The 12,214-nt window shown below is 61.5% G+C and carries 10 protein-coding genes; all 10 read right to left on the bottom strand.

Annotation, left to right across the window (positions count from 1 at the left end):
- Window positions 1-38: 38 nt before the first annotated feature.
- Window positions 39-764: a TetR/AcrR family transcriptional regulator gene (locus AC54XV_RS07290; protein ID WP_032607412.1), complete on the bottom strand. Its 726-nt coding sequence runs from the start codon at window positions 762-764 to the stop codon at window positions 39-41.
- Between the two features lie 91 nt (window positions 765-855).
- On the bottom strand, window positions 856-2,358 hold the full coding sequence (lysS, locus tag AC54XV_RS07285) for a lysine--tRNA ligase (RefSeq protein WP_024641278.1): 1,503 nt from the start codon (window positions 2,356-2,358) through the stop codon (window positions 856-858).
- A 76-nt stretch (window positions 2,359-2,434) separates the two neighbouring features.
- A protein-coding gene (prfB, locus tag AC54XV_RS07280; protein WP_096102164.1) for a peptide chain release factor 2 occupies window positions 2,435-3,530 on the bottom strand; the annotation gives its coding sequence in 2 pieces (ribosomal slippage) (window positions 2,435-3,457 and window positions 3,459-3,530; 1,095 coding nt in all).
- A gap of 117 nt (window positions 3,531-3,647) precedes the next feature.
- A complete protein-coding gene (locus AC54XV_RS07275; protein WP_004406328.1) occupies window positions 3,648-4,652 on the bottom strand; it encodes a response regulator in 1,005 nt (334 codons plus the stop codon).
- Window positions 4,653-4,697: 45 nt separating this feature from the next.
- Window positions 4,698-5,708: a chemotaxis response regulator protein-glutamate methylesterase gene (locus AC54XV_RS07270; protein WP_011266950.1), complete on the bottom strand. Its 1,011-nt coding sequence runs from the start codon at window positions 5,706-5,708 to the stop codon at window positions 4,698-4,700.
- Window positions 5,705-8,074, bottom strand: coding sequence for a hybrid sensor histidine kinase/response regulator (locus AC54XV_RS07265; protein ID WP_032656408.1), 2,370 nt, complete (start codon window positions 8,072-8,074; stop codon window positions 5,705-5,707). The genes AC54XV_RS07270 and AC54XV_RS07265 overlap by 4 nt, the downstream gene beginning before the upstream one ends.
- Window positions 8,071-8,760, bottom strand: a complete 690-nt coding sequence (locus tag AC54XV_RS07260) for a chemotaxis protein CheW (protein WP_004406331.1) — start codon at window positions 8,758-8,760, stop codon at window positions 8,071-8,073. Before AC54XV_RS07260 ends, AC54XV_RS07265 begins: the two co-directional genes overlap by 4 nt.
- The gene (locus tag AC54XV_RS07255; RefSeq protein WP_496718241.1) at window positions 8,760-10,040 is read right to left on the bottom strand and encodes a CheR family methyltransferase; all 1,281 of its coding nucleotides are present in this window, start codon (window positions 10,038-10,040) and stop codon (window positions 8,760-8,762) included. The genes AC54XV_RS07260 and AC54XV_RS07255 overlap by 1 nt, the downstream gene beginning before the upstream one ends.
- On the bottom strand, window positions 10,037-10,573 hold the full coding sequence (locus AC54XV_RS07250; protein WP_024661009.1) for a chemotaxis protein CheW: 537 nt from the start codon (window positions 10,571-10,573) through the stop codon (window positions 10,037-10,039). Before AC54XV_RS07250 ends, AC54XV_RS07255 begins: the two co-directional genes overlap by 4 nt.
- 7 nt (window positions 10,574-10,580) lie before the next feature.
- Complete coding sequence (locus AC54XV_RS07245; protein ID WP_496718239.1) at window positions 10,581-12,203, bottom strand: methyl-accepting chemotaxis protein; 1,623 nt, start codon at window positions 12,201-12,203, stop codon at window positions 10,581-10,583.
- Between the last annotated feature and the right edge of the window lie 11 nt (window positions 12,204-12,214).

Genomic DNA, 12,214 nt, shown 5'->3' with positions numbered 1-12,214 from the left:
CTGAACAGCCGATCCGGGGCACTCGCGCAGCAGTATAGTCACCCTCGAAGCGGCTGCGGGGTGCCCAGTACCAGACGCATCTGCCGGGTCAGGATACAGAGCATTTCTTCGTCCGCCTGACGCTGCGGTCCGTGAAGCAGGCCTTGATACTCAATGCGCCGGATAAGCCCCGTCAACACCTGAGCATCCTGATAGGGATGCAGGGAACCGATTACCTGGAAGAACTGACAACTGCCCTGCAGCAAAATTTCCTGATGGGCCATGACCAATGGCGTCAGGCGCGGGTTGATCAGTGCTTCATGGTAGAACGCCTGCTCGGCAATCAGATAGTCGCGCCGGGTCAGCAACTGATGACGGATATGCTCCATCACCATACGCGCAATGTCGTCCGCCAGACGAAAACGGTCGGTCGGACTCCCGGAACTGCGGTTCATCATCTCGCGCAAAATACCTTCGGTGTTTTGCCACAGCCGCGCCAGATAATCAGCGCTGCGCTGTACATACTGGGCGAAGGCATCGGTGAGCAAATCATCGATGTCCTTGAAGTAATAGGTGGTTGCCGACAGCGGCACACTGGCCTCGGCGGCCACTGCGCGATGGCGCACGGCGCGTACGCCGTCACGCACCACGATACGCATGGCGGCATCGAGAATGACCTGCCTGCGTTGCTCACTGCCCTCACGCGCAGCCTTGCGGCCCTGATACTTGACACTTTTGGCCACCGCGCTGGCTACTCCGGCGGCCCCTTCTCTGGCAATCGTCACGACAGCTTCCTTATAAGTCGCTCTGAAATGAGTCGATCTGAAAAACACTTAAAAAAAAGCCGCCCATTGAAGGCGGCTGTTTTTCCACTGGTTACGCTTGCGGGCGCATGTGCGGGAAGAGGATAACGTCGCGAATCGACGGCGAGTCGGTGAGCAACATCACCAACCGGTCGATACCGATCCCCTCGCCTGCCGTCGGCGGCATGCCGTACTCCAGCGCACGGACGAAGTCGGCGTCGTAGTGCATGGCTTCGTCGTCACCGGCATCCTTGTCGGCCACCTGAGCCTGGAAGCGTTCGGCCTGATCTTCGGCGTCGTTGAGCTCGGAGTAGGCATTGGCGATTTCGCGACCACCGATGAACAGCTCGAAACGGTCGGTGACGTTCGGGTTTTCGTCGTTGCGACGCGCCAGCGGCGACACTTCAAACGGGTACTGGGTGATGAAGTGCGGCTGTTCCAGCTTGTGCTCGACCAGCTCTTCGAAAATCATCACCTGCAATTTGCCCAGGCCTTCGAAGCCCAGCACCTTGGCACCGGCCTTTTTCGCAATGGCGCGCGCCTTGTCGATGTCCTGCAGGTCGGCAGCGGTCAGCTCAGGGTTGTACTTGAGGATCGAGTCGAACACCGACAGGCGCACGAACGGTTCACCGAAGTGGAATACCTTGTCGCCATAAGGCACATCGGTGCTGCCCAGAACCAGTTGCGCCAGTTCGCGGAACAGTTCCTCGGTGAGGTCCATGTTGTCTTCGTAATCGGCGTAGGCCTGGTAGAACTCGAGCATAGTGAACTCGGGGTTGTGCCGGGTCGAAACACCTTCGTTACGGAAGTTGCGATTGATCTCGAAGACCTTCTCGAAACCACCGACCACCAGACGCTTGAGGTACAGCTCCGGGGCGATACGCAGGAACATTTCCATGTCCAGCGCGTTGTGGTGGGTTTCGAACGGCTTGGCCGCCGCGCCGCCCGGAATGGTCTGCAGCATCGGCGTTTCGACTTCGAGGAAGTCGCGCTTCATCAGGAAGCTGCGGATGTGAGCGATGACCTGCGAACGCACGCGGAAGGTCTCACGCACTTCCTCGTTGACGATCAGGTCGACGTAGCGCTGACGGTAGCGCTGTTCGGTGTCGGTCAGGCCGTGGTGCTTGTCGGGCAGCGGACGCAAGGACTTGGTCAGCAGGCGAACGCTGGTCATCTCGACGTACAGGTCGCCCTTGCCGGAGCGTGCCAGGGTACCTTCGGCGGCGATAATGTCGCCCAGGTCCCAGGTTTTCACCTCGGCCAGGGTTTCTTCGGGCAGGGTCTTGCGGTTGACATAGACCTGGATGCGCCCGGTCATGTCCTGGATCACCATGAACGAGCCACGGTTGAGCATGATGCGACCGGCAACCTTGACCGGAATCGCTGCCGCTGCCAGTTCTTCCTTGGTCTTGTCGACGTACTGTTTCTGCAGGTCATTGCAGTAGCTGTCGCGGCGGAAGTCATTGGGGAAGGCCTGACCCTTGGCACGGCCTGCAGCAAGCTTTTCCTTGCGCAAGGCGATCAGGGTGTTTTCTTCCTGTTGCAGGGCTTGCGGGTCGAGTTGTTGGTCGCTCATGTCTTTAAATATTCCATCACAGGTTCGCCCTCGCCTGGCGACGAGGGACTTGAGGTGTCGGCTGTCGGCTGACGGTTTACAGCCCTTGCTTGAGGCTCGCGATCAGGTATTCGTCGATATCGCCATCAAGCACCTTGTCGCAGTCGCTGCGTTCGATGTTGGTCCGCAGGTCCTTGATACGCGAGGCGTCCAGTACGTAGGAGCGAATCTGGTGACCCCAGCCGATATCGGACTTGGTGTCTTCGAGCGCCTGGGACGCCGCGTTGCGCTTCTGCACTTCCTGCTCATACAAACGGGCCCGCAGCATTTTCATGGCGGTGTCCTTGTTCGCATGCTGGGAACGCTCGTTCTGGCAACTGACCACGGTGTTGGTCGGAACGTGGGTGATACGCACCGCCGAGTCAGTGGTGTTTACGTGCTGACCACCGGCACCGGAGGAGCGGTAGGTGTCGATGCGCAGGTCCGCCGGGTTGATGTCGATTTCGATGTTGTCATCGATTTCCGGCGAAACGAACACGGCCGAGAACGAGGTGTGGCGACGGTTGCCGGAGTCGAACGGGCTCTTGCGCACCAGACGATGAACGCCGATCTCGGTACGCAGCCAGCCGAAGGCGTACTCGCCCTTGATGTGCACGGTAGCGCCCTTGATACCGGCGACTTCACCGGCGGACAGTTCCATGATGGTGGCGTCGAAACCGCGCTTGTCGGCCCAGCGCAGGTACATGCGCAGCAGGATGTTCGCCCAGTCCTGCGCTTCGGTACCGCCGGAGCCGGCCTGGATGTCCAGGTAGGCGTTGTTGGGGTCCATGTCGCCGCTGAACATGCGACGGAATTCGAGCTTTTCCAGCGATTCGCGCAGGCGCTCGACTTCGGCAGCGACGTCATCGACGGCAGCCTGGTCTTCTTCTTCGGCAGACATCAGCAACAGGTCTTTGGCATCGGCCAGACCCGAGGACATTTCGTCCAGGGTTTCGACGATCTGCGCCAGCAGGGAGCGCTCGCGCCCCAGTTCCTGAGCGTAGGCCGGGTTGTTCCAGACGTTTGGATCTTCGAGCTCGCGGTTGACTTCGGTCAGACGATCATGTTTGTGATCGTAGTCAAAGATACCCCCGAATGGTTTCGGAGCGCTCGGACAAATCCTTGATGCTGTTTAGGATCGGGTTGATTTCCATGGTAGGCAGCACTCGCAGGCGAAATTTTCAAAGCCGACGAGTATACCCCAGGCAAGGCCACGAAAGCAGCCCGTCGGGCAGGCGTTGTGAGGCCTATTTTACCGGTCGCTGCCGGCGTCAGCCCGCTGCGACCTGATTGCGCCCGTTGTTCTTGGCCTGATAAAGCCCCTTGTCGGCATCCAGAATCAGCTGACGGCTGGGCATTCCGAGCTGTGGCGTCATGGTCGCCACACCGATACTCACGGTCAGGCTGGAGCCCGGCGCTGGCGCAATGTGCGGAATATTCATGCCTGAAACGCTCTGGCGCAGCTTCTCTGCAAGCAGACGTGCGCCGCCGGGCGAGGTATTGGGCAGGACCATGGCGAACTCCTCGCCGCCGTAGCGAGCCGGCAAGTCCGACGGGCGACTGCAACTGTTACGAATGGCCTTGGCGACCTGACGCAGGGCCTCGTCGCCCTCCAGATGCCCGAAGTTGTCGTTGTAGGGCTTGAAATAGTCGACATCGATCATCAGCAACGACAACTGGGACTGCTCGCGAATTGCCCGGCGCCACTCCAGTTCCAGATACTCGTCGAAATGGCGGCGATTCGACAGCCCCGTGAGGCCATCGGAATTCATCAGGCGCTGCAGCACCAGATTGGTGTCGAGCAGTTGCTGCTGGCTGACGCGCAGCGCGCGGTAGGCTTCATCGCGCTGCAGCAGGGTCATGTACGAGCGCGAGTGATAGCGAATGCGCGCCACCAGCTCGATGTTGTCCGGCAGCTTGACCAGATAGTCGTTGGCCCCGGCCGTGAACGCCGCGCTCTTGATCAGCGGGTCTTCCTTGGTGGACAGCACGATGATCGGGATATCGCGTGTCAGCGGGTTGCTGCGGTACTCGCGAACCAGCGTCAGCCCGTCGAGGCCCGGCATCACCAGGTCCTGCAGAATCACCGTCGGCTTGATCTGCACGGCCTGAGCAATCGCCTGATGCGGGTCGGCACAAAAATGAAAGTCGATAGACTCATGGCCGGCCAGGCCGCGCCGTACGGCTTCACCAATCATGGCCTGATCATCCACCAGAAGCACCATTGCGCTGTTTTCATCCGGTGTCTTGAGCTCATCCGTTTGCAGGTCATTCATGATCTTTCTCCTGATCGCCGACTACCGCTGGGTTCAGCAGAGCAGTCATTGAGTAAATACCTCGATCAAGCGAGGTGCTATGGCGGGCAACGGACGGATTTCCACGGCAGCATCGATGGCTGCGGCGGCCTTGGGCATGCCATACACAGCAGAACTGGCCTGATCCTGAGCGATGGTCAGAAACCCCCGTTCACGCATGGCCTTGAGTCCCTGTGCACCGTCGCGCCCCATCCCGGTCAGCAGAACGCCGATCGCCTCGCCACTCCAATAACGGGTTACGCTCTCGAAAAACACATCAATCGAGGGCCTGTAAACTTCATTCACCGGCTCCGCCGTGTACGCCAGCGTGCCGTCCTTGAGCAAGCGGATATGATGATTGGTGCCTGCCAGCAACACCACACCCGGCTGTGGCGTTTCGCCTTCCCTTGCCAGACGTACCGGCAGGCCGGAGGCGGAACTCAACCAGTCGGCCATACCGGCGGCGAAGACCTGATCGACGTGCTGCACAAGGACGATCGCCGCCGGGAAGCTCACCGGAAGCGCCTTGAGCAGAATCTCCAGCGCGGCAGGCCCGCCTGCCGAGGAGCCGATCGCCACGAGCCGATCACGTCTCGACGGCGCGGCGCGCGGTGTAGCCGCGACCCGTTCGAGGCCGACACGCTGGCCGATCAGCCAGTCGATATTGAGGATCTTGCGCAGCAGGGGCGCCGCCGCCTCTTTTGGATTGGGACCACCAATGGCCGGCGTGTCCACCACATCCAGCGCGCCGTGCCCCATCGCTTCGAACACGCGGCGCATGTTCTGCTCGTGGTCGACGGTCACGATGACGATGGCGCAGGGTGTTTCGGCCATGATCCGGCGCGTGGCTTCCACGCCATCCATCACCGGCATGATCAGGTCCATCAGGATCAGGTCCGGGGTCTGCTCGACGCAACGCTGCACGGCGTCGGCACCATTAGACGCCACCCAGATGATCTGATGCGCCGGCTCGAAGGCCAGCGCACGGCGCAGGGCTTCGATGGCCATGGGCATATCGTTGACGATGGCAATCTTCATCCTTGCGCGTCTCCTATCAATTCGACGACAGCGTCGAGCAAGGCATCATCGTGGAAACTGGCCTTGGCCAGGTAATAATCGGCGCCGGCGTCCAGGCCGCGACGCCGGTCCTCTTCGCGGTCCTTGTAGGACACGACCATGACCGGCAAGGACTGCAAGCGGGTATCGCGGCGCAACAGGGTCACCAGTTCGATACCGTCCATACGCGGCATGTCGATGTCGGTGATCAGCAGGTCGAAGTCCTCGGCGCGCAGGGCATTCCAGCCATCCATTCCGTCCACGGCCACCGATACTTCGTAACCGCGACTGACCAGCAGCTTGCGTTCCAGCTCGCGAACGGTCAAAGAATCATCGACGACCAGCACGCGTTTGCGTGACACCTGATCTGCCTGACGAGCGCGCCGGTCGATGCGCTCCAGACGGCCGGTATTCAGGAGTTTTTCCACCGAGCGCAGCATATCTTCGACATCGATGATCAACACCACTGAACCGTCGTCGAGCAAGGCCCCTGCCGACACGTCCTGGACCTTGCCAAGGCGCGCATCGAGCGGCATCACCACCAGCGTACGCTCACCGATGAAGCGTTCGACGGCCACGCCATAAACCGCATCGCGCTCGCGAATCACCACGACCTTGAGCGTTTCTCCGGCCTTCTGCGCAGGCGGCCGGTTCAACAGCTGGCTGGCCGAAACCAGACCGACATGCCGCTCTTCATCCCAGAAGTGCTGACGCCCTTCCAGCTGCAGAATATCGTCAGGCTGCAGGTCGCGCATGCGCTCGATATGCGCCAGCGGAAAGGCATAGGCTTCACCGCCCACTTCCACGACCAGGCTGCGTACCACTGAAAGCGTCAGCGGCATTTCGATTCTGAAGCGACTGCCCTCGCCCGCCCATTGCTGCAGCTCGACGCTGCCGTGCATCTGGCGAACCATGTGCTGCACGGCGTCAAGACCAACACCACGGCCGGAAATCTGCGTGACCTTGTCGCGCATGCTGAAGCCCGGCAGGAACAGAAAACTCAGCAGTTCCTCCTCGCTCAACTGCGCAGCGGTCTCGGCGGGCGAGAGCTTGCGGTCGATGATGCTCTGGCGCACACGTTCAAGGTCCACGCCGCCACCGTCATCGCTCAACTCGACGACCAGCAAGCCCGCCTGATGCGAGGCCTGCAGACGAATCAGACCTTCAGGGTCCTTGCCGGACGCCACGCGCTTCTCGGGCGATTCGATGCCGTGGTCCACGGCGTTGCGCAGCAGGTGAGTCAGTGGCGCATCGAGCTTTTCCAGCACATCGCGATCGACCTGCGTCTTCTCGCCTTCGATCTGCAAGCGGACCTGTTTGCCCAGTTCACGCCCCAGGTCACGAACCATGCGCGCCTGGCCGTTCAGCACGTCGGCGAAAGGTCGCATCCGGCAGGCCAGTGCCGTGTCGTATAACAGCTGCGCACGTTGCGCCGACTGCCAGCCGAATTCATCCAGCTCGGCAGTGTGCCGGACCAACACCTGCTGCGCCTGGGACAAGAGGCTACGCGCGTCTTCCAGGGCTTTTTGCACATCAGCCGAAGGACCTTCCTCGCCGAAGCTGGCGCCCAGCACTTCAAGCGCACGATCACTGCTGCTTTGCAGACGCTTGAGCCGCTGCATACCGGCCAGCAGCGGTTTGAGTCGCTGAGTCTCGACCAGCGATTTGCTGGACATGTCCAGCAGCCCGTTGAGGCGCTCGGCGGTGACTCGCAACACGCGCTCGCCACCTTCGGCCACACGCCGCTCACGCAATGGCGTGAACGGTGCTTCAGGTTCCGCAGCCGGCACGGCGGCTGGATTGGCGGACGCAGGCAAGTCTGCGGCCAAGGGCTCGGGCACAGACTCCGGCACAACTGCCGCGCTGGGCGTCTCGAACTGCAGCATCGCGCTGGCGAGTAAAGCGTCCGAGGCCGGGTCCGGCAGTGGCGTACTGACCGTTCGCGCCGCGCCAGCACCGGAAGCCAGCAACGTATTGAGCCTTTGGACATAACTGTCGATATCAGGCTGACCAACGCTGTCGCCGCCAGGCGTGGCGATACGCATCAACAGGTCGGTCCCCGACAGCAGCGCATCGATATGCTCGGCCTGAAGCAGCAGACGCCCTTCCTGCGCGCTGACCAGACAATCTTCCATCACATGCGCGACGCTCACACCGAAATCGACGCCGACAATCCGCGCTGCGCCCTTGAGCGAATGAGCGGCACGCATGCAGGCTTCCAGCTGATCCGCCTGGGTCGGGTTACGTTCGAGTGCCAGCAGGCCGGCACTCAATACCTGGGTCTGCGCGTCGGCTTCCAGCGTGAACAGTTCGAACAGCGAGGCGTCACGCATTTGATCTGGCGTCATGTGAGGCTCCGATACACCGCCGACAACAACTCATCTTCATCCAGCCAGCGCAGGCTGCGGCCCTTCCATTGCAGGACGCCACGGGTGAAACGGGCATTGGCGTGCGTGCCGGATGCCGAAGCGGCTTCCAGCTCCCGCTCGTCGATGGCATGAATGCCGTCCACCTCGTCGACCGGCACCACCACCGGGCCGCCCTCGACGCTGACGATCAGCATGCGCGGTACCACCCGCGTCGACGGGTTACTCACCGCGGTACTGTCCAAGCCGAGCAGCTCGACCAGCGAGATGCACGCTACCAGAGCGCCGCGTACATTGGCGACACCCAGCAACGCACGCGAGCGCTGGTGTGGCAGTGAATGGATGGTCTGGCTGGGGGCGACTTCCGAGAGGCAGCGCGACGCCAGCCCCAGCCACTCTTCGCCAAGACGAAATACCAGAATCGAGCGGGTCTCGAGGTCGCGCAGCAACACCGAGCCCTGAAAATGCTCGGGCGACTCCTGGGCCAGCGAATAGCGGTCCAGCAGACGGGTGGCGGCGGCCGAATAAACCGCGCAGTTGCGGCAGTGGATGTGCTCTGCGAGCAACGGGCAGGAGCGATCGCCATGAATGCCGATGCGGTTCCAGCAATCATCGATATCCAGGGCCTGATCATGGGTCAGACTGGAAAAACCGGACACGCCCGCCATCAGTGGTTTCCTTGTTTATTCGCGCCACGCGCAGCGCGGTCCTGCAAGCGGCGCGCGCCGGCAGTGTCACCCTGCGCAGCCAGCAATGCCGCCAGTTGGGCCAGCGATTCTGAGTGCTGCGGTTGCAGATACAGCGCCTTGCGATAGAAGCCCTGCGCCTGTGGCACACGGCCCTCCACTTCGCTGAGCAGACCCAGCCAGTAAAACACTTGCGCGACCGGCTCATGCTGCTGCAGGTAACGCTCGCATTCAGCCCGCGCCTCGGCACTTTTGCCTTCATTGGCCAGCCCCGCAATCCTGTCGAGCACTGCCGATACCTCGGTGTTACCCGCCGCAGCGACGGGTTTTGCAATGGGCGCGAATGTCGCAGAGGGGCGCGGCGCAGGCCGTGGCGCGACAACTCTGGCAGGGGCCTCGACGACCGGACGGGACGCAACGGGTGCAGGGACCTGCCGAGGCGTCGGAGCTGGCACCGCCGCATCGACAGGTGCGTGCCGGAAGGCGAACGACTGGGCGATCCCCGTCGAGCGCATGCCGATAGCGGCCAGCAGGTTGCCCTCCGCCGGGCCGATAAACAGCAGGCCGTCTTCACGGGTCAGTTGTTTGAGCACCTTGAACACATGTTGCTGGGTCTGCCGATCGAAATAGATCACCAGATTGCGGCAGAAGACGATGTCATAGGCCGCTTGCGAAACGAGTTTGGGGTCGAGCAGGTTGCCCGGCTGAAAACTCACACAGGCGCGAACACTGTCAGCGATTTCAAAGCCGTCAGCGATCGGATTGAAATACCGCTCGCGATAACTGATGTCGCTGCCACGAAACGAGTTTTTGCCGTAAATACCGTGCTCGGCCTTGGCAATCGAAACAGGGCTGATATCGATGGCATCGACCTTGAATTGCCTGGCATCGACCCCGGCGTCGAATAGCGCCATGGCGATGGAATATGGCTCCTCACCGGTCGAGCACGGCAGGCTGAGTATGCGCAAGGGGCGCGCACCGGCAAGGCTGGCGATACGCTCACGGGCCAGCATGCCCAGGGTGACAAACGATTCGGGATAACGAAAGAACCAGGTCTCGGGAACGATCACCGCTTCGATCAGCGCCTGCTGCTCCTGCGCCGACGAGACCAGAAGATGCCAGTAGGCATCGCTGTCAGCGCAGTGGGCGGCCGCCGCCCGCTGACGCAAGGCGCGCTCGATGATCGCTTCGCCGACGGACGTCACATCCAGGCCGATACGCTCCTTGAGAAAGCTGAAGAAGCGCGAATCATCCACCTTCATTGCGCGTCCTCGAGCAGTTCGAGGTCAATCGGCGGCACCGGGTACAACAACTCGCGCACCGGCTCGCTCAACAGCTCGTGAACATGAATCCACTGCAACAGGCCCTGCTCATCCTCACGCACCGGCCCCAGATAAGGCGACAGGCGATTGTCCAGCCCATAGGCCTTGAACTGCGCAACAGGGCAGCGCAGCGTCTCGGTCGCCTGTTCCAGAATCAGTCCGAGCAACTGCGCCGGGTGCGCGTCGTCGTAGCGATAATGCACCAGCACCATGCGCGTACTGGTACGCGAGCGCGCCGGCTGCCCGGAATTCAGCGCACTGATGTCGATCACCGGAACGATCTCGCCACGATGGGCGAAGATTCCCGCCACCCAGTGAGGTGCCCGGGCAATAGTCTTGAGCTTCACAAGCGGCAGGATTTCGGCGATCTCGGTCGCGTCCAGCGCATAGCGGTCTTCGCCGATGCAAAACAGCAGAAAGAGTTTGCTGGCGGTCAGTGGCGGGCCATTGCGCCTCGGCGAGTGATCGCTCATTGATCGTTCAGACCTTGAAACGCGAAACGCCACTGCGCAGCCCGACCGCGACCTGACTCAACTCGTCGATGGCGAAACTGGCTTGACGCAGTGATTCGACGGTCTGGCTGCTGGCATCCGCCAGTTGCACCAGCGCCTGGTTGATCTGTTCGGCGCCGGTGGCCTGAGCCTGCATGCCTTCGTTGACCATCAGCACACGGGGTGCCAACGCCTGAACCTGATGGATGATCTGCGACAATTGCTCGCCGACCTGAGTGACCTCGAACATGCCGCGGCGCACCTCTTCGGAAAACTTGTCCATACCCATCACGCCAGCAGACACCGCCGACTGGATTTCCCGCACCATCTGCTCGATGTCATACGTGGCGACGGCAGTCTGGTCGGCCAGGCGACGCACCTCGGTGGCCACCACTGCAAACCCGCGACCGTATTCACCGGCCTTTTCGGCCTCGATGGCGGCATTGAGCGACAGCAGGTTGGTCTGGTCGGCGACCTTGACGATGGTGACGACGACCTGATTGATGTTGCCGGCCTTCTCGTTGAGGATCGCCAGCTTGGCGTTGACCAGATTGGCAGCGCCCATCACCTGATGCATGGTGTCTTCCATGCGTGCCAGGCCCTGCTGGCCGGAACCGGCGAGCACCGAAGCCTGGTCTGCCGCCGAAGTGACTTCGGTCATGGTCCGCACCAGGTCCCGCGAAGTGGCGGCGATTTCCCGCGACGTCGCGCCGATCTCGGTGGTGGTTGCCGCGGTCTCGGTGGCGGTAGCCTGCTGCTGGCGGGACGTTGCAGCGATCTCGGTGACCGAGGTCGTGACCTGTACCGAAGAGCGCTGCGCCTGCGCTACCAGCGCGGTGAGCTCGGAGACCATGTCGTTGAAGCCGGTCTCGACCGCATTGAACTCGTCCTTGCGCGACAGGTTCAGCCGGGTACTCAGATCGCCCTTGCGCATGACGTCCAGAATACTCACGATCATCTGCATCGGAGAGGTGATCGAGCGCATCAGCAGCAGCCCGCAGGCCGCCGCCGCCATGACCGCGATCAGCAGAGAGAGCACCATGCTGATCTTGGCACCCAGCACAGCGTTGACGATATTGGTGGTGGACTGGTCAGCCAGTTGCTTGTTGGCAACGATCAGGTCTCTGAGCTGCAGACGGCCCTCGCTCCAGACCGGATTGAGCTCGTTGTAAAACTCATCGCGAGCGCCCGCATAATCACCGCGTTCGTACTTGGCGTGAACGTCGGCAAGCATGCGCGAATAGACCTCGCGGCGCTTTTCGAACACCGCGAAGCTGGCCCTGTCCGTGTCATCGAAGATGGATTTCTTGTAGCCGTCCATCTGCGACTGAAGGGCGTCTTCAAACCCCTTGAACTGATCCTTTTCCTGCTTGGTCAGCGGCCGAGCCTGCCCTTCGGCAATCAGCTCCAGCGTGCGGATGTAACTCTCGCCCCAGGCACTGCGCACCAGGGTGCTGTAGTAGACGCCGGGCAACGCATCGAGACGCACATCTTCCTCGCTGGACTCGATGGACAACAAACGTGAATAAGATAAAACGACCATCAGTAGCATGATTGCGATGATGACGGCGAAACTCGCCAGAATCCGTTGGCGCAAGGTCCAGTTCTTCACAGTCAGCCCTC

Source organism: Pseudomonas fragariae (ex Marin et al. 2024), assembly GCF_059621105.1.
The sequence above is the reverse complement of the archived record's forward strand: the minus strand, read 5'-3'. Positions and strand labels throughout refer to the sequence as shown.